This is a genomic window from Bacillus sp. (in: firmicutes) (genome assembly GCA_012842745.1).
GTDB lineage: Bacteria > Bacillota > Bacilli > Bacillales > Bacillaceae_J > Schinkia.
On sequence record DUSF01000033.1, the window covers coordinates 181,581 to 198,992 of the forward strand.

General features: G+C 37.6%; 21 protein-coding genes. 8 read left to right on the forward strand and 13 right to left on the reverse strand.

Features of this window, described 5'->3' with window-relative positions; translation table 11 throughout:
* Position 1 precedes the first annotated feature (1 nt).
* Entirely contained in the window at positions 2 to 3,445 is a 3,444-nt protein-coding gene (gene metH, locus GX497_04695) for a methionine synthase (GenBank protein ID HHY72522.1), read from the forward strand.
* Between the two features lie 28 nt (positions 3,446 to 3,473).
* On the opposite strand, the gene GX497_04700 is transcribed toward metH, so the two are convergent.
* The 7 genes from GX497_04700 to GX497_04730 all read right to left on the reverse strand — a co-directional run bounded on the left by GX497_04700 (position 3,474) and on the right by GX497_04730 (position 7,609).
* Positions 3,474 to 4,628 (reverse strand): GHKL domain-containing protein, encoded by a 1,155-nt coding sequence (locus GX497_04700; GenBank protein ID HHY72523.1) that lies wholly within the window; start codon positions 4,626 to 4,628, stop codon positions 3,474 to 3,476.
* A 91-nt stretch (positions 4,629 to 4,719) separates the two neighbouring features.
* Complete coding sequence (locus GX497_04705; GenBank protein HHY72524.1) at positions 4,720 to 4,926, reverse strand: DUF1657 domain-containing protein; 207 nt, start codon at positions 4,924 to 4,926, stop codon at positions 4,720 to 4,722.
* Between the two features lie 32 nt (positions 4,927 to 4,958).
* The gene (gene spoVAE, locus GX497_04710) at positions 4,959 to 5,312 is read right to left on the reverse strand and encodes a stage V sporulation protein AE (GenBank protein ID HHY72525.1); all 354 of its coding nucleotides are present in this window, start codon (positions 5,310 to 5,312) and stop codon (positions 4,959 to 4,961) included.
* A complete protein-coding gene (gene spoVAD / locus GX497_04715) occupies positions 5,313 to 6,338 on the reverse strand; it encodes a stage V sporulation protein AD (GenBank protein ID HHY72526.1) in 1,026 nt (341 codons plus the stop codon).
* A complete protein-coding gene (gene spoVAC / locus GX497_04720; protein HHY72527.1) occupies positions 6,338 to 6,817 on the reverse strand; it encodes a stage V sporulation protein AC in 480 nt (159 codons plus the stop codon). The genes spoVAD and spoVAC overlap by 1 nt, the downstream gene beginning before the upstream one ends.
* An 18-nt stretch (positions 6,818 to 6,835) precedes the next feature.
* Entirely contained in the window at positions 6,836 to 7,309 is a 474-nt protein-coding gene (locus GX497_04725) for a hypothetical protein (protein HHY72528.1), read from the reverse strand.
* Positions 7,310 to 7,405: 96 nt separating this feature from the next.
* Positions 7,406 to 7,609 carry a DUF1657 domain-containing protein gene (locus tag GX497_04730; protein ID HHY72529.1) on the reverse strand — a complete coding sequence of 68 codons (204 nt, stop codon included), beginning with the start codon at positions 7,607 to 7,609 and terminating at the stop codon, positions 7,406 to 7,408.
* Between the two features lie 131 nt (positions 7,610 to 7,740).
* Between GX497_04730 and GX497_04735 the strand changes: the two genes are divergently transcribed.
* Positions 7,741 to 8,322, forward strand: a complete 582-nt coding sequence (locus GX497_04735) for a DUF2777 family protein (GenBank protein ID HHY72530.1) — start codon at positions 7,741 to 7,743, stop codon at positions 8,320 to 8,322.
* Between the two features lie 200 nt (positions 8,323 to 8,522).
* Here GX497_04735 and GX497_04740 read toward each other — a convergent pair whose 3' ends face one another.
* On the reverse strand, positions 8,523 to 8,879 hold the full coding sequence (locus GX497_04740; protein HHY72531.1) for a YisL family protein: 357 nt from the start codon (positions 8,877 to 8,879) through the stop codon (positions 8,523 to 8,525).
* A 30-nt stretch (positions 8,880 to 8,909) separates the two neighbouring features.
* On the opposite strand from GX497_04740, the gene GX497_04745 reads away from it, so the two are divergent.
* Complete coding sequence (locus GX497_04745) at positions 8,910 to 10,196, forward strand: ornithine--oxo-acid transaminase (protein HHY72532.1); 1,287 nt, start codon at positions 8,910 to 8,912, stop codon at positions 10,194 to 10,196.
* Between the two features lie 137 nt (positions 10,197 to 10,333).
* Here GX497_04745 and GX497_04750 read toward each other — a convergent pair whose 3' ends face one another.
* The 5 genes from GX497_04750 to GX497_04770 form a co-directional block, all read right to left on the reverse strand.
* Positions 10,334 to 11,122: an SDR family oxidoreductase gene (locus GX497_04750; protein ID HHY72533.1), complete on the reverse strand. Its 789-nt coding sequence runs from the start codon at positions 11,120 to 11,122 to the stop codon at positions 10,334 to 10,336.
* A gap of 18 nt (positions 11,123 to 11,140) precedes the next feature.
* On the reverse strand, positions 11,141 to 12,049 hold the full coding sequence (locus tag GX497_04755) for a fumarylacetoacetate hydrolase family protein (GenBank protein HHY72534.1): 909 nt from the start codon (positions 12,047 to 12,049) through the stop codon (positions 11,141 to 11,143).
* 175 nt (positions 12,050 to 12,224) lie between these two features.
* Complete coding sequence (locus GX497_04760) at positions 12,225 to 13,826, reverse strand: long-chain-fatty-acid--CoA ligase (protein ID HHY72535.1); 1,602 nt, start codon at positions 13,824 to 13,826, stop codon at positions 12,225 to 12,227.
* Between the two features lie 374 nt (positions 13,827 to 14,200).
* Positions 14,201 to 15,175 carry a hypothetical protein gene (locus GX497_04765; protein ID HHY72536.1) on the reverse strand — a complete coding sequence of 325 codons (975 nt, stop codon included), beginning with the start codon at positions 15,173 to 15,175 and terminating at the stop codon, positions 14,201 to 14,203.
* A gap of 96 nt (positions 15,176 to 15,271) precedes the next feature.
* Complete coding sequence (locus tag GX497_04770; protein ID HHY72537.1) at positions 15,272 to 15,466, reverse strand: hypothetical protein; 195 nt, start codon at positions 15,464 to 15,466, stop codon at positions 15,272 to 15,274.
* A gap of 194 nt (positions 15,467 to 15,660) precedes the next feature.
* On the opposite strand from GX497_04770, the gene GX497_04775 reads away from it, so the two are divergent.
* The 5 genes from GX497_04775 to GX497_04795 all read left to right on the forward strand — a co-directional run bounded on the left by GX497_04775 (position 15,661) and on the right by GX497_04795 (position 17,371).
* Positions 15,661 to 15,882, forward strand: coding sequence for a spore germination protein (locus GX497_04775; GenBank protein HHY72538.1), 222 nt, complete (start codon positions 15,661 to 15,663; stop codon positions 15,880 to 15,882).
* A gap of 23 nt (positions 15,883 to 15,905) precedes the next feature.
* Entirely contained in the window at positions 15,906 to 16,100 is a 195-nt protein-coding gene (locus GX497_04780; GenBank protein HHY72539.1) for a spore gernimation protein KA, read from the forward strand.
* A gap of 61 nt (positions 16,101 to 16,161) precedes the next feature.
* Positions 16,162 to 16,785 (forward strand): spore gernimation protein GerPC, encoded by a 624-nt coding sequence (locus GX497_04785; GenBank protein HHY72540.1) that lies wholly within the window; start codon positions 16,162 to 16,164, stop codon positions 16,783 to 16,785.
* A complete protein-coding gene (locus tag GX497_04790; GenBank protein ID HHY72541.1) occupies positions 16,785 to 16,958 on the forward strand; it encodes a spore gernimation protein GerPD in 174 nt (57 codons plus the stop codon). Before GX497_04785 ends, GX497_04790 begins: the two co-directional genes overlap by 1 nt.
* A 14-nt stretch (positions 16,959 to 16,972) precedes the next feature.
* Positions 16,973 to 17,371: a spore germination protein GerPE gene (locus GX497_04795; GenBank protein ID HHY72542.1), complete on the forward strand. Its 399-nt coding sequence runs from the start codon at positions 16,973 to 16,975 to the stop codon at positions 17,369 to 17,371.
* The last annotated feature ends 41 nt before the right edge of the window (positions 17,372 to 17,412 follow it).

The following is a 17,412-nucleotide window of genomic DNA, read 5'->3' on the forward strand; positions in this document are numbered from 1 at the left end:
ATTGTCACACAATACATTGCAAGAACAGATGAAGAAAAAAATACTGATTATCGACGGTGCAATGGGAACGATGTTACAAGAAGCCAATCTTTCCGCAGAAGATTTCGGCGGTGAGCAATATGAAGGCTGTAACGAAAACTTAAACTTAACAGCTCCCCATGTGATTGAATGGATTCACCGTTCCTATTTTGAAGCAGGAGCTGATATCGTCGAAACAAACACATTCGGCGCAACGAAGCTTGTTTTAGATGATTATGATCTTGGTGAAAAAGCATATGAGATTAATAAAGTAGCGGCAGAGCTAGCTTGTAAAGCAAAAGCTGAGTTTTCCACCCCGGAATGGCCGCGCTTTGTCGCAGGATCAATGGGGCCGACGACAAAATCACTATCCGTAACTGGCGGCGTTACATTTGAGAAACTTATCGATAATTATGAAGAACAAACACGCGGACTTATTGATGGCGGCGTTGACCTTCTGCTACTAGAAACAAGTCAGGATTTGCGTAATGTCAAAGCAGCTTTCGTCGGCATTGAAAAAGCCTTTAACACAACGGGCAAAAAAATACCGCTTATTATTTCTGGAACGATTGAGCCGATGGGAACAACGCTAGCTGGTCAATCGATTGAAGCTTTTTATATTTCTATTGAACATATGAAGCCTTTAGCGATTGGTATGAACTGTGCAACAGGCCCTGAATTTATGCGCGACCATATCCGCTCACTTGCAGACCTTGCTGTTACTGGTGTGAGCTGTTATCCAAATGCTGGGCTTCCCGATGAAGAAGGAAAATATCATGAGTCTCCGGAGTCGCTTGCAGCGAAACTTGCTGGCTTCGCAGAAAAAGGCTGGCTTAACATGGCTGGTGGCTGCTGCGGGACAACACCAGACCATATAAGAGCACTTGCCGAAATTTTAAAGGATTATCCACCGCGACAAATTCCTAAAGAAACGCATAACCATGCGGTCTCTGGTATCGAGCCTCTTCTTTACGATGAATCGATGCGCCCGCTATTTGTTGGTGAACGAACAAATGTAATTGGCTCGCGGAAATTTAAGACATTAATCATTGATGGTCAATTTGAAGAAGCAGCAGAAATTGCCCGTGCCCAAGTGAAAAACGGTGCCCATGTCATCGATGTTTGTTTAGCAAATCCGGACCGTGATGAGCTTGAAGATATGGAAAATTTCCTAAGTGTTCTCGTCAAAAAAATTAAAGCACCACTTGTAATCGATTCAACCGATGAAGCAGTTATTGAACGAGCACTTACGTACTCACAAGGAAAAGCAATCATTAACTCAATTAACCTTGAAGACGGTGAAGAACGCTTTGAAAAAATTGTGCCGCTTATCCACCGCTTTGGTGCTGCCGTTGTTGTCGGTACAATTGATGAAACCGGCATGGCCGTAACAGCCGAACGAAAGCTCGAAATTGCCGAGCGGTCTTATCAATTATTAGTAAATAAATATGGTCTAAATCCAGAGGATATTATTTTTGACCCGCTTGTTTTTCCAGTTGGAACTGGAGATGAACAGTATATCGGTTCAGCTAACGAAACAGTGAAGGGCATCCGCCTTATTAAAGAAAAAATGCCAAGATGCTTAACGATACTAGGAGTAAGCAATGTTTCCTTTGGCCTTCCACCTGTAGGTCGAGAAATTCTTAATGCTGTCTATTTATATCATTGCACGCAAGCAGGATTAGATTATGCGATTGTTAATACTGAGAAGCTGGAACGATTCGCATCAATTCCAAAAAATGAAATTACGATGGCGGAAAAGCTTTTATTTGAAACAACAGATGGAATTTTAGCTGAGTTTACTAATTTTTATCGTGATAAGAAAAAAGAAGTAACCGTTCAAAAGAACGATATGACTTTGGAAGAAAGACTAGCCTATTATATCGTCGAAGGTACAAAAGAAGGATTAATTCCAGATTTAGAGCTTGCCTTAAAACAATATGAAACACCGCTTGATATTATTAACGGACCATTAATGGCCGGAATGGCAGAAGTTGGTAGGCTCTTCAATGATAACCAGCTTATTGTTGCAGAGGTGCTCCAAAGTGCGGAAGTAATGAAAGCATCCGTATCCTTCCTTGAACCGTATATGGAAACAACTGACAATGACAGCGGTAAAGGCAAAGTGCTCTTAGCAACTGTAAAAGGCGATGTCCATGATATCGGCAAAAATTTAGTCGACATCATCTTAACGAACAACGGTTTTAAAGTTATTGATTTAGGAATAAAAGTAGCACCTGCAGAGCTTATTAAAGCAATTGAAGAAGAAAAGCCTGATATTGTCGGCTTATCAGGACTTTTAGTTAAATCGGCGCAACAGATGGTGTTGACAGCTCAAGATATGAAGCAAGCTAATATTTCTACTCCAATTCTTGTAGGCGGTGCTGCCCTTTCTCGTAAATTTACAGAGACAAAAATCGCACCTGAATATGGCGGACCTGTTCTTTATGCAAAAGATGCAATGAACGGATTAGACTTAGCCAATCGCCTCCAAGATGAAGAAGAACGGGAGAAGCTCCTTGCTGAAAAAATGGAGGCTTCAAAGACAGCGAATGCGACAACAGATGTACAAGCTCACCAGCCAGCAGTAGCTGTTAAAGTTCGCTCAACAGTCTCAACAGATGTCCAAGTGTATAAACCGAGAGACTTGGAACCACATATTTTAAAAGACTACTCTGTTGCCCATATTGAACCATTTATTAATATGCAAATGCTTTTAGGCCACCATTTAGGATTAAAGGGAAAAGTACAAAGGCTAATTGAGGAAAAAAACGAAAAAGCACTACAAATCAAGGAAACAATCGATGGTTTGCTAGCGGAAGCAAAAACAAGCGACCTTTTAGAGCCATCAGCTATATATCAGTTTTTCCCAGCTCAATCAGATGGTGATTCGATTATCGTCTATAATCCGAAGGATAAAGCGACCGTATTGGAAATCTTCACCTTCCCGCGCCAACAGAAAGAACCATATTTATGTTTAGCTGATTATCTCCGATCTGTTGACAGCGGTGAAATGGATTATATTGGACTTTTAGCTGTAACAGCAGGAAAAAATGTAAGGAAACGTGCGGAAAAATATAAAGAGGAAGGCAACTTCTTATTAAGCCATGCCATCCAATCGTTGGCACTCGAAACAGCGGAGGCATTTGCAGAGCGCACCCATCAATTAATGAGAGACCAATGGAGCATCATTGATCCTGTTGATTTATCAATTCAAGACCTTTTTGCAGCAAAATATCAAGGGCAGCGTTATTCATTTGGCTATCCATCTTGCCCAAATATCGAAGACCAAGAAAAGCTATTTAAAATGCTGCAGCCTGAACAAATTGGCATTCAGTTAACCGACGGATTTATGATGGAGCCTGAAGCTTCTGTAACAGCGATTGTTTTTGCCCATCCAGAAGCTAGATATTTTAATGTATTATAAAAAAAAAGTGGGATTTGAGAGTAGCCTCTCAATCCCACTTTTTATGTGCTGTCCATTTCATAATAAACGTCGTTTTATTTTCAGTTGATTCTACATTTATTGTGCCATCATGCTTTTCCAAAATTTGCTTTACGACTGATAAACCAAGACCAGTCCCTAAATTTTTCGTCGTTACAAATGGTTCAAATATATTTTCTAATAAATAAGCGGGGATCATTTTCCCGTTATTTGATATTTTTAATATAATCTCGTTTTCAACGTTTTTTAATTCAATTTCAATGATTCGGTTTAGTCCCAATTCAGAAAGTTCTTCAACAGCGTTATTAAGGATATTAAGAAGAACTTGTTTAATCTGTTCTTTAACCGCAAATACTAAACAATTGGCTTGAATGGATGAAGTCACTTCTATGTTCTCATCAACAAAGCGAGGATACATAAACTCAATCATTTTATTCGTAACCCCCGATATGTCGAAAACGACCATTTCATCATCCAAACCCTTTGATTTTGAAAGGTACAAAAAACGCGATACTTTATCCTCAAGACTTTCCATTTCATAGTTAATAATATCAAAATATAAGCCACTTTCTGAATCGGCGCTACTATATTTCTTCTCAAGCATTTTAATAAACCCTTTGATTGAAGTTAAAGGATTGCGGAATTCATGGGCAAAGCTAGCGGCGATTTGGCCTAAAATTGTCAACCGATCATGATGCATTTCCTGAATAAACCTATTTTTATTTAAAATAATCGAATCCTTTAAATCGGTATACTCTTTAATAGCATAATAGACATATTCGTCGAATAGTTCATCAACAATCATAATGGAGGAAAGCTTTTCATCATTATTTAAAAAACTCGCTTTTAAAATAAAACTAATTACGAGTGAACGCCCTGCATTAATATTATAAACATACTCACTAATATTAACATTTGCCTCTATTCTTTCTTTAGCAATCTTTTTTGTTAAAGCAATGATTGGTTCAACATCTCTCGTTTCAACAAATTCATGGATTAATTCTAGTGTCTTTTCTCCATTAGCTAGTATTTCCTTATAGAAAGGATCATTTTTAGCAACTTTGGCAGATTGCATCCATAGATTTAGTATTTCTTCTTTCATTTCTTGTATGTATTTCAAAAAACGCTCGATAAATTGTTTCTTATAATCTATATGTGCTAACATCAATTCACCAGCTTTCATAAAATATATTACCATGTTTTTCAACAAAAAAAAGCCAGTTTTATGAATATTACTCATAAACTGACTTTTTATATTATAAACCTTTATATTGCGGTTCCTCGCTCTCAAGCTGGCCGACACGCTTTTCCAAATCCGCTATGATTTCTTTTAAAGTGTAGACTGCATCTTTGAAAATAGTTTGGACTTCCTCACCTTGGGTGCGCATCAACAAATTTAATAATCCTTGTTCAATACTTTTTAGCATAGACGTGCATTGTTTCACTTGGGAACCTACCGTCATTTTTCATTTTCCACCCTTTCAACATTATCTTTTTATCCTTTAGGCTTAAACAATAAAGCTCCAATAAAGCCAAAAATAATCGCGGCAGAAATACCGGAGCTTGTCACCTCAAACATCCCAGTTATAACCCCAATTAGTCCGTGTATTTCTGCTTCGGCCAAAGCACCGTGAACTAAGGAATTTCCAAAACTCGTAATCGGAACAGTGGCCCCTGCACCCGCAAATTCGATAAGCGGTTCATAAAGGCCAAAACCACCTAATATAGCGCCAATAACAACGAGACTGCTTAATGTATGTGCTGGAGTGAGTTTAAAAACATCGAACATAATTTGCCCCATCACACAGATAAGTCCCCCGATAACAAAGGCCCAAAAATAAATAGCCACCTAAACCCCTCCTCCAGCGCCTACTTCACTTTCAATTGAGACAGCATGGGCAATGCACGGAATCGTTTCTTTTTGTTGATAAGTAAGCGGGGATAGCAATGCTCCAGTTGCCACGACTAAAATTCTTTTTAATATGCCTTTTTTCATTTCATTTAGTAAATGTCCATACGTTACAACTGCCGAGCATCCTGCCCCACTTGCTCCTGACAATACAGGCTGGCCTTCCCGATAAATCATAATTCCACAATCTTTATATATCTCACTCGTTACTTCCACACCATGCTTATTTAATAAGTCTAAAGCAATTTCATGACCAATATGCCCTAAATCACCAGTAACAATTAAATCATAATATGATGCTGGAATATTTCTTTCCTTTAGATGCGCTTCAATTGTATCAATCGCCGCAGGTGCCATCGCCCCGCCCATATTAAATGGGTCTGAAAGGCCCATATCAACAATCCTACCAATTGTGGCTGATGTTACAAAAGGACCATCACCAGAATCGGTGATAATTGCTGTCCCAGCCCCTGTTACAGTCCATTGAGCCGTAGGCGGTTTTTGCCCCCCGTACTCAGTTGGATAGCGAAATTGCTTTTCAACCGCCGTATTATGACTGACAGCACCTGTTAATACGTATTTAGCCCCTTTTCCATTGACAACAAAAGCGGATAGTGCCAACCCCTCCATTGAAGTTGAACAGGCGCCAAATAGCCCAAAATAAGGAGCACCAAGTGTTCGAGCGGCAAAGCTTGTTGAAGTAATTTGATTGCTTAAATCGCCACAAAAAAAGAATTGGATATCTTCTTTTCTTAAACCCGCTTTTTTTATAGCGGTTTGGCATGATTCTTCTAATAGTACCTTTTCTGCCTTTTCATATGAATCCTGATTAAGCCAAAGGTCACCATGGATTAGATCAAAATCATTAGCAAGTCTGCCGTTTCCCTCAAAAGGGCCGACGACTGTTGCCGTTGATTTGATTACTGGTTTATTTTCAAAAATCCATGTACGGTGTCCAACTAGCATTACAAACCACCCCATTGAATTAAAATCGTTTTAATCAAGGCAACGATAAAGGCAGAAAAAACACCAAACATAATGACAGGACCAGCTAATTTAAACATATTACTACCTGTACCAAGTACATACCCTTCCGTTTTATGTTCGATTGCTGCCGAAATGACGGCATTTCCGAAACCTGTTACCGGAACTGCTGTGCCCGCGCCAGAGAACTGTGCAATCCGATCATAAAAACCAAAGCCTGTACAAAGCATTGTTATAAAGATTAAAATGGCGACAGTGGGATTGCCAACTGTTTGCTCAGTAAAGTTGAAATTGGTCATTAAAAATGTTTGAATCATTTGCCCAATCAGACAAATAAAACCGCCAACGAAAAAGGCCCGAAGGCAGTTTGCAACAACGGGGCGTTTTGTTTCCCGCTCTTTTTCAAATTGTTGGTACTCTTGCATTGTTGGCGTTAGATTTTTCTGTTTTTTATTAGACATCAGGATTCCTCCCCCTCTCTAAGTTTGTTCCTTCATTAACTTTTGAATCTTTTTTAATTCCTTATCCAGCTTCTTTTTTGAAATATCATCATTGTTTATTTTTTCTTCTAGCTTCTCCAATTCAATAAAAATTTTATGGTCTGTTGTGACTTCCACTTTTTTTGATTTTAATTCTTTTTCAAGTTCTTTGTTCATTTCTTTCGTTAGTTTTTTCGATTCGAATGTATTCCAATGCTTCAGTTCAACTGCAACCATAAGAAGGTCTTTCGACTCAACGGCTCGTACCCACTTTACTTGATGTTTTTTTAACAATGTATGTTTAGCTCTTTCCGCATCATCTTGGTTTATTTTTCGTTGAACTTCGGAGGTGCTCATGTTCATTGGTTGAGGATAAATACTTTCATTGGCAGGCCCTTCTAGCTGAAACTGATTACAACCTGTCAGTAGTGAGTAAATAAAAAATAGAGAAAATATATATGACGTGATTTTCATCCAATCATCCTTCTGCATTGACATTTGAAAATGAATAATGACTGAAAGAGGCTTGGCAAGCCAGCCTCTTTTGTGCTGAATCATGGCTTTCTTACATTAGTTATTGTACTGAGGCTCTTCATTTTGAATTTCTTGCAAACGGGTGCTGATTGTATCAACAATTTGCTGTGTTTGTTGGGCAGCGCTTTGGTACATTTGTTTTGCAGATTTATTATCAGTTTGCAGTGCAAATGTTTCGAATGAAGCTTGTGCACTTTTTAACCCCGCTAATGTTTGCTTTACTTGTGTTGCTACAGTCATTATAAGTACCTCCTAAAAAGTAGAGTTAATTGAAATTACAATTGTAGTATCAGTAAAAAATGATATGTTATTCAGTATTTTTTTGTAAAAAATGTGAAACGATAGTAAAAAACATTAAAGGAGCAATTGAATTGAGCTTATATAGAAAATTGGCTGCTATTCCTTTTCAAGAAAGAGCTTATGTTGAGGGCACAATTGAACTTATTGGAAACGACTGGATCTTTTTTGACGAAGTGAACGAGGAAGCTTCCGAACTCCAAGATTTGGGGTTGGAACTAGAAGTGCTCATAAATGGGAATTGGGAAAAAGGGACATTAATTGAAAATATGCTTCTTTATTTAGAAAATGATTTTCATTATTTAACAAACGGCGACAGTATTCGCTTCAAAAAAAAGTTGGGGCACTCCTTTAAACAATTAATTGAGGAGCTTTCTGAGGAAACGTATTTGAATTTTGTTAAAGCATTAAATTCTTTTGGTTTTTCGCTTTATGATTGTGTTTATTGCAACAATTTCTTATCTTTTTTACAAACAAGAGAACTAAAGGATGGTATGAATGTGGTACTCTTTGATAACGGGGACCAAATATGTGTTGTTCAACATTATTTTTATAGAGGCAGCGATGTTACGGGTGGTGTTAACGATTTCCAGGACCGCTTTGAATTTGCCCAAAATGATGGCAAAAGAATGGTGTGTGCGTATCTTTCATCTTGATAAAATATTGTTGAAACATGCCTTCCTATGAAAAGACGATTATTGCTCATGTCCATTTGTGCGGCCAGATTTTTGGAACTAGCCCAGTTTTTTGGCCGCATTTTTCTTTTTTGCGGCCATGTTTCGTACTATTTCCTATATCTTGGCCACCTTCTCAATTTTCGTCGACAAGCTTTTTACTCAGATAAATGTGGCGTATCTTACAATACGATATATCCGAAAAATAACGCAATCAAGAGCGCAATTGCGAATTGTATCCAATAAAGTTCCGTTGATTTTCCTTTTGCTTGTTTCACTAATAGAAGCTCCATTGCTACAATTACCCACAAACCAGCTAGGGCTTTGTAAAAAACAGCAGACTGCAAAATACCAGCGCCTAGAGCTGAAGCATAAAGTCCAAATAAATGACCGCCAGTAGCTAAAATTAATATGTAGAATAGACGTAAAATCATCTTCGTAATTTTAGCAGGTTTCTGTTTCCCGTTTTTTTGCATATTATAACTTACAAACAATAAAATAATAGCTACAAACCAAGTTGTAACATGTACATGTAACAAAGTGATTTCCCCCTTTTTACTTTTTTATGTATGAATCCGTCAATTTCCATTATACACATAGTAGATTCAAACTCAAAAAATATTGTCTCATTAATCAACAAATTTTTGGAAAGCGGAGGGAATGTTTTGAGTAAAACAACTGATATTATCAAGCTAACTGAACAATACGGTGCTAACAATTACCATCCTCTCCCTATTGTCGTTTCAAAAGCTGAGGGTGTATGGGTTGAGGACCCAGAGGGAAACAAGTATTTGGATATGTTAAGCGCTTATTCTGCTGTTAACCAAGGTCATCGTCATCCTAAAATCGTGCAAGCGTTAAAAGATCAGGCGGACCGTGTGACCCTTACTTCCCGGGCTTTTCATAGTGACAAGCTTGGGCCTTGGTATGAAAAGGTTGCTCATATAACAGGAAAAGAAATGGTTCTACCGATGAACACAGGGGCAGAAGCAGTGGAAACTGCTTTTAAAGCAGCGCGGCGCTGGGCTTATGATGTAAAGGGTGTATCGGAAAACGCAGCGGAAATTATAGCTTGTACGAATAATTTTCATGGGCGAACAATGGCAGCTGTATCGTTATCATCAAATCCTGAATACAAACGTGGCTTTGGGCCAATGCTTCCGAGCATCAAAATTGTCTCTTTCGGCGACTTACAAGCATTGAAAGCGGCAATTACACCGAATACAGCTGCTTTTCTTGTTGAGCCCATCCAAGGTGAAGCTGGTATTATAATCCCGCCAGAAGGTTATTTAAAAGCGGCCTTTGATGTTTGTAAACAAAATAATGTTTTATTCATCGCTGATGAAATTCAATCGGGACTAGGCCGTTCTGGAAAGATGTTTGCCTGTGATTGGGAAAATGTAAAGCCTGATATGTATATTCTTGGAAAGGCCCTTGGCGGAGGTGTTTTCCCTATTTCCTGTGTAGCAGCAAATAAAAATATTCTTGGAGTTTTTGAACCCGGCTCACATGGGTCAACATTTGGCGGAAATCCGCTGGCCTGTGCCGTTTCTATCGCCGCCCTTGATATAATCATTGATGAAAAACTAACAGAATGTTCCCTTGAACTAGGAACCTACATGTTAAACGAGCTACAAAAAATCAATAATCCGACTATTAAGGAAGTGCGCGGAAAAGGCTTATTTATTGGTGTTGAACTAACAACATCTGCCCGTCCTTATTGTGAAAAGCTAAAAGAGGAAGGTTTGTTATGCAAAGAAACGCATGAAAATGTTATCCGCTTTGCACCACCATTAGTGATTACGAAGGACGATTTGGATTGGGCGTTAGAGAAAATTCGTAAAGTGCTTGCTTGAAATACGAGGACGATAATAGAAAAGACTGGCAGACCTATATAAAATTGATATCTGCCAGTTGACTTTGCTAAAACAAACTAGAATGTGCACCTGTTTGTACACATTTATTTTAAAGTGTTGGGTCAATTTCCTTGCGGTTACAACGCCCTTACCATCCCTCCATCAACCAAAAACGCCTGCCCTGTCACATAGGAGTTAGCCTCTGAACATAAAAAGACAGCGATATTAGCAAATTCCTCCGGCAATCCATAGCGACCAAGTGGAATTGTAAGCTCCTTAGAGACTTTTACTTCTTCAGGTGATTTACCTAAATTATTGGCAGCAATAGAATCAAGCTCTTGTAGACGGTCTGTGCCGATGCGGCCAGGACCAAGAGTGTTTACTAATATTTTGTCTTTTCCAAGTTCGGTCGCCAAGCTTTTTGCTAAGCCAGCGATGCCATTGCGGAATGTATTGGAAAGAATTAATCCATCAATCGGCTCTTTGAATGAAGATGAAGCGATATTTAAAATGCGGCCTCCACCTTGTTTTCTCATATGTGGTAGCACTTCACGGATTGTGCGTACATAGCTTAATAAATTTAATTCAAAAGCCTTTATCCAAGCTTCATCGTCAAAGTTGTCAAATCCTCCCGCAGGTGGACCACCAGCATTATTAACAAGAATATTTATCGGACCGAAAGTATCTACAGTTTTGTGCACAGTTTCTTTAATTGATGCTGCATTGGTAATATCGCAGACCGCATAGTGAATATTACCGTTCGTTTTTCCCTTTATTTCTTCCGCCGTTTTTTGTAAAGACTCCTCGCTCCGGCTAGCAAGCATGAGATTTGCACCCTCTTCAGCTAGTTTTGTGGCAATTGCCTTTCCCAAACCTTTACTCGAAGCCATTACTAGTGCTGTTTTTCCTTTTAAACCTAAATCCATTTCGAATCCCCCCTTAAATTACTCCTCAATCATATTCCGTAATGTACCAATTCCGTCAATTGTCACTTCCACTACATCCCCTTGATTTAAATAGCGTGGCGGCTTAAATCCTTTCCCTACCCCTGCTGGCGTTCCTGTTGCAATAATATCGCCAGACTCTAATGTAGTTCCTTGTGAAATCGTTGAAATAATTGTTGGGATGTCAAAAATAAATTGCTCCGTATTGGCAGATTGACGGACCTCACCGTTTACTTTTGTTTCGACATTTAAATTCCCCGGATTAGCAATCGTTGATTTATGTACGATATAAGGACCCATTGGACAAGAAGTATCTAAGCTTTTGCCGAGTAAATATTGTTTATGTCTCTCCTGAAGGTCTCTAGCGGTAATATCATTAATAATCGTATAGCCAAAAACATAGTCCATTGCTTCTTCTTTTGCGATTTGTTTTCCTTTTTTCCCAATAATGACGGCGAGTTCACCTTCATAATCTAAACAGTCTGTTACATGCTTGTGATTTAAGACGATCCCCTCATGACCAATAACAGCTGTTGGCGCTTTTGAGAAAAGAATCATTGCTTCTGGAATATCCTTTTCACTCCCCAACTCAATCGCATGAGCGGCATAGTTTTTACCTACACAAAAAACATTTTTACGCGGGCGTGGAATCGGTGCAAGTAGTTTGACATCACTTAAGCTGTATTCATAATCTCGGCGATTATCTGCTTGTTCCAACCAGATTAAAACCTCTTTCACCGCAGCAGTAAATTTATCACCTAAAGAAATACAATCAATCATCATATTAGGTAATTGCAATTCGCTCCCCATTGAATCAAGTACTTTGCGAAGATGGATTACTTTATCTAATGATTGATTCATTACACCAACAAATAGTTCATCATTAATTTCCGCAGTTACAAATTTCATAAATTTAGTGTCACCTCTATTTCAATTTATGTTTTTATTTTCAACTTATTTTTATTGAATGTCAAAAGACTTGAAGCAAAGAACTTGCGCCCTTTGCCTCATTAGTCATAATAATAGTGACCGAAGGAACTGCCTTTTCTTTTCTTCGGGCACTAGACACTAGGGCGGAGGAATATTAGTTTACAAAACGGCCGCCTTTAATATTTCCGGACTCTTCCCATTTTTGGTTGCGAAGATGGATTTTTTGGATTTTTCCAGAAGCTGTTTTTGGTAACTCATCTACAAATGTGACTCCAGTAACAGCTTTAAAGTGAGCAAGCTTGCTTCTTGAGAATTGAATAACTTCTTCTTCAGTTAATGTTGCCCCCTCCTTCACGACTACGAAGGCATGTGGTGTTTCACCCCATTTTTCATTTGGCAGAGCAATGACCGCTGCTTCTATAATGCTTGGATGTTCATATAAAATACCTTCAACTTCGATTGAAGAAATATTTTCGCCGCCGCTAATAATAATGTCTTTTTTCCGATCAACAATTTCAATTGTTCCGTATTTGTCTACTGTACCCATATCACCTGTATGGAGCCAGCCGTCCTGAATCGTTTCCATCGTCGCTTGTTCGTTTTTCCAATACCCTTTCATAACGCTGTTGCTGCGCGTTACGATTTCTCCAATTTCCTTGCCATTCCAAGCTACTTCCTCGCCAAAATCATTGACGACTTTAACTTCACAGCCAATCATGGAAATACCGGCTTTCGCTTTCAAGCGATGTTTTTGTTCTTTTGATAATCCTTCCAAATGCGGGCGGATTGGTGAATACAAGCTAAGCGGCGAAGATTCCGTCATTCCATAAACTTGAATAAACTCCCAGCCTAATTCGTCCTCCACTTTTGTGACAAAAGCAGGAGCAGGAGCAGACCCAGCGATGACAATGCGAATATCATGGTTAAACGTTTGTTTATTTTGATCATAGTATTGAAGAAGACTATTTAACACAGTTGGCGCCATGTGCATAACAGACACTTTTTGTTCTTGAATTAAACTAAAAATTGTCTCAGGCATGATTTTTCTTAGCATGACTTGAGTAGCGCCGTTAGCCGTATAATAGAAAGGCGAACCCCAGCCATTTACATGGAACATCGGTAAAATGTGCAACAGCGTATCTTTGTCAGAAACACGAAGATGATGCTGAACAGACAGGGCATGTAAGTAATTATTTCGATGTGTTAACATAACACCCTTCGGATTACCTGTTGTACCGCTTGTATATAATAAACTACATACATCTTGCTCGTCCATCTCTGGACGGTCAAACGGATCAGTTGGATATTTACTTAACCAGCGGTCGTAATCAATATCTTTACAACCAGCCTCAGCATAATGAATTAAAACGTTTTCAACGGTTTGCAGCTGCTCACGAATAGGGGCAATTTGATGATAAAGCTCCCCGTCGCAGACCAACACTTTTGTTTCACTATGATTTAAAATAAATAAATAATCCTCTGGCTTTAGACGTGTGTTTAACGGAACCATTATGGCACCTGTTTGAAAAACACCGTAAAAGCCTTCAAGCATTTCTAATGTATTCGGCGCTAAATAAGCGACACGATCACCTTTTTGCACTCCTAAATCCACTAATCCATGTGAAAGCTGATTGACTCTGTCATTTAATTGCGAATAGGTGAACTCTCTCCCATCTGTATTAATGACTGCTTTTTTTGGACCATATAATTTAACGGCGCGATCTAAAAAATCATTTAATAACATTGGAACATACATAAAAGCCCCTCCGTATCAAGAGTATTTTGAATATTCTAAATTAAATATAACATACTTTTTTATAAAAATGGACTAGATTTGTTTGATAATTACTTACAATTTTCTTTAAAAAAGTCTGGAGCTATTGGTTGCAACTGGATTTATCAGAAGAAGCAATCGGGGAAAGATTTTTAATTTGAATAACAAATAGTAATAATCACTTTTCTAATTGCCAAGAATATAAAGAAAAAGACAGGCTAATAACAAAGTCTGGTTTAAACTATAAAAGGAAGTAAAATAACCGTTCCTTGCTTCCTAACTTAACTAAAGAATAAACAATTTACAAATAAAAAACTGAGTGAATTATTTTTCTCACTCAGTTCGTAATATAATGATTATTTATCTGCTAATAACATTGTCCAATATTTTTCTATATGATTGAATGTCTGCTTTGTTTGATGGGTAATATAGTTTCTTGCTAAGTAGTAATCAGCATCCTTTGGTGAAATTCCTTTTGTTACAAATTGAAGTAACTGTTCTTTCACATTTGATAAGACAGATGATAAATCTTCCTTACTCGCAACTTCTTTGAACATTTCCAAATAACTATTAATATGAAATCTAATTTCCTTTTCCGAGTAATTCGTTCTGCTAAGTTTACTTATCATTGATAAATGCGGAGATAGTGTTTCAGACCTAAGTTCTTGTCTGACTCTCGCCCTATCTATCTCAAATCTTTCTCGAAATGACTTATAAGTACGAACTATCGGTGTATTATAATCAACATATTTTGTAATAAGCTCATCAAATCCCTGCTTGATGTCTCCATTTAAAAACTTTTCGCTAAAAGCTTGTAGTGCTGCTGTTGAAGATCCTAACTCAAGCAGTCCTTCGTAAGAAGTAAGTGGTTCTCTACCTCCATGCTTTGACACAACATAACCAAAAGATTGATAATCATTAGACATTGAGTGTGCATTTACTAAGTCAAGTCCATCTGTTATATATTGCAAAGTAGATTCAATCTCTTCCATTTCCTCCGTACTAAGAGAATCGAAATAATGTGATTCATGTAAATATTGAGTAAAAACAAGCCATTGATCCGATGGAAGATACGAAAAAAGATTGGATGGATCAATATCTACACCTTCTGCTTTTGCATTATTAATACCGTCAGCTAAAAGCTCCCCTATATTACGCGTCTGTAATTGTAATTCAATACTTTCATCAGAAATAGTGACTTTATAGGCTGGTTCATTTGGTTTTTCCATTGCTGCTTGTCCAAAAGAGGAATTCTTTTGTGATGAATCATAGTAACGTTTAGTCATATAACGCTCAAGCACTGATCCCCAATATTCAAAATTAGCTTTCACATTTAACGCTCCTTCAATCTATATTTAACCTTTGAAACAATCAATTTATCACTTCAAAGTAAGGAGGTGGTTCAATTCCATTTATCCATTGTAAATTCATTCTCTACCATAGTAAGATTGATAGATAGATAGTAATTCTTCCGGAACATTTAAACTTTCTTGTACCTCAATCATAGAATTCATATTGGAGTTAGGTGCAAGTAGTTCGTTTGCATTACTTGTTTGAACCCCAATATTAAACATAGTGATGATTAAAACAAAACTTAGTACTAAGATTTTACCTAATTTCATACTCTTCTCCTCCTAAATATTAAATATAGTACTTTATATTATTATCGGTTTATCAAATCAGTATTTAACATATTTATACAATTTACCCAAAAATGGTGTTTTTTTAATATTTATCTATAATTTTCCATCACGGAACATTATCTAGGTCAATATCATAAACTGGTAACAGGATTTTAATAAAAGGGTGTTTTAATATGCCAGCAATTGTCGGAGCTGTAAATGTTGTGAGCTTAGCTGCAAGTAGTGTTATGAATATCGGGGATGTATTTACGATTGCACCAAAGAGCACAGCTAAAACCTTTGCAGGTGCCGGGTCTTTCATAACTGGGGATACGAATACAGTAACAAATTACTATAGCAACACGAACACATACGAATCGGACACTGTCGACCAGCCAATGCTCCTAAACTTATGATTTTTTCAAAAGGAGTTTATTTTATGAACTTTTATGTAAACCAAAGTATTGTCATTCAATACATTAAAATCGGTGGTATTACGAATTCGTCCGTCTTGCAAATCGGAAGTGCCGGCATTATCAAACCACAAGCACATTTATATAATACGGGTGGATTTACCGGACCGGCACCACAAGCAGAACCATATATACCATCCGTTCCATTAACAGGGCCATGATGATAGGCATTCACCTATTTATGCATCCATACATAAACTGTATTGGAAAGAGGTGAAGTTGATGAACGGAAGTAATGGCATTCATTATTATTTATACCAAGTTGATTCCTATTTGCGTGTCCAGCAAAATCAAATCCAAAGATTGCAGGAAGAAGTAAGGTCTTTACAGGAAAAGGTAAACAATCTTCGCGACCCACAAACAACGAATATCGAAAGAATTGAATATAAATTTGATCAATTAAAAATTGAGACATTAGAGGGAACGCTTAATATTGGCTTAACACCTCAGGGCATGTCAGATCCTGATACAGTGGAACATTTCTCAGTTAACCAAGACTTTCCGGGAGGCGCCTCTATTTTTCAAAAATATCCTGAGTTATATCCAAGATTAAGAGAAGGGGTTATGCAATATTTAAGAACAGACTGTCAACAATTAATAGATGAATGTGCGCTGAAATATAATAAGAACGTTACCGGCCCACATCGAACATTTATTATTGAGGATATAGAGAGACAGCTCGATGAACGTCTAAATTATCACTTAAATAAAACAACAAATAATGTAATCAGGAATGGTGGCCAAGAGGAAATTATTTATTTAGTAATGTCAGAAGTTAAAAAAGATATTACGAATGCAATTGATGCTTTTATTAAGCATATGCCTATGGGAGGGAATTTTGCATGATGAATTATACTGTTATTAACCATGATCTTACCGTTTGTAATATTAAGATTACCGGTGTATCTGTTTCTTCTGTATTTTTAGTTGGAGATACAAATACGATATCAATGGCTTCAGCTTTTGATACGCCACCTGAATCTTTAATCATTGGACCAACCGTTCAGATTGAACAGTAAAAGGGTGTGTTACATTGCAGCAAAGACTTTCCATCGTTGATAAGCTTCAGATTAGATCAGTATTTTTAAGCTCTATTATTGAAATTGGTGATTCTAACATGGTTCTCCCCTTTTCAAGGGCCTTGGCCGTCCATCGCGAACATCAACTTTTGGGTGGAGGCGAAGGGAGTATGAATTATCCTATTTTTTATCGTCCTCTTCCTAGACCAATCATAACAGAGCAAGTATCGGTAAGAAGAATGAATGAATCACCGAAAATTCATGTTCATTCTATCTCTATTATTGGTCTTTCTACTTCCTCCGTTGTTCATATCGGTTCAACAAATCTCATATACGGGGAAGGAAGGGTTAAACATATCCGTCAATTAATAGATGCCAAACAAGATATACAAACCGTGGAAATATCGAAATAGACGAACCTTTTTAGAAAAATAACATAATTTAATAATAAGTA

What these genes read in the sequence shown, in the direction of transcription:
- GX497_04700 (HHY72523.1), bottom strand. Translation starts at nt 4,628, where the DNA reads ATGTTAGCACATATAGATTATAAGAAACAATTTATCGAGCGTTTTTTG.
- GX497_04705 (HHY72524.1), bottom strand. Translation starts at nt 4,926, where the DNA reads ATGACGGTAGGTTCCCAAGTGAAACAATGCACGTCTATGCTAAAAAGT.
- spoVAD (HHY72526.1), bottom strand. Translation starts at nt 6,338, where the DNA reads ATGCTAGTTGGACACCGTACATGGATTTTTGAAAATAAACCAGTAATC.
- spoVAC (HHY72527.1), bottom strand. Translation starts at nt 6,817, where the DNA reads ATGTCTAATAAAAAACAGAAAAATCTAACGCCAACAATGCAAGAGTAC.
- GX497_04725 (HHY72528.1), bottom strand. Translation starts at nt 7,309, where the DNA reads ATGAAAATCACGTCATATATATTTTCTCTATTTTTTATTTACTCACTA.
- GX497_04730 (HHY72529.1), bottom strand. Translation starts at nt 7,609, where the DNA reads ATGACTGTAGCAACACAAGTAAAGCAAACATTAGCGGGGTTAAAAAGT.
- GX497_04745 (HHY72532.1), top strand. Translation starts at nt 8,910, where the DNA reads ATGAATCCGTCAATTTCCATTATACACATAGTAGATTCAAACTCAAAA.
- GX497_04750 (HHY72533.1), bottom strand. Translation starts at nt 11,122, where the DNA reads ATGGATTTAGGTTTAAAAGGAAAAACAGCACTAGTAATGGCTTCGAGT.
- GX497_04755 (HHY72534.1), bottom strand. Translation starts at nt 12,049, where the DNA reads ATGAAATTTGTAACTGCGGAAATTAATGATGAACTATTTGTTGGTGTA.
- GX497_04760 (HHY72535.1), bottom strand. Translation starts at nt 13,826, where the DNA reads ATGTATGTTCCAATGTTATTAAATGATTTTTTAGATCGCGCCGTTAAA.
- GX497_04770 (HHY72537.1), bottom strand. Translation starts at nt 15,466, where the DNA reads ATGAAATTAGGTAAAATCTTAGTACTAAGTTTTGTTTTAATCATCACT.
- GX497_04775 (HHY72538.1), top strand. Translation starts at nt 15,661, where the DNA reads ATGCCAGCAATTGTCGGAGCTGTAAATGTTGTGAGCTTAGCTGCAAGT.
- GX497_04780 (HHY72539.1), top strand. Translation starts at nt 15,906, where the DNA reads ATGAACTTTTATGTAAACCAAAGTATTGTCATTCAATACATTAAAATC.
- GX497_04785 (HHY72540.1), top strand. Translation starts at nt 16,162, where the DNA reads ATGAACGGAAGTAATGGCATTCATTATTATTTATACCAAGTTGATTCC.
- GX497_04790 (HHY72541.1), top strand. Translation starts at nt 16,785, where the DNA reads ATGAATTATACTGTTATTAACCATGATCTTACCGTTTGTAATATTAAG.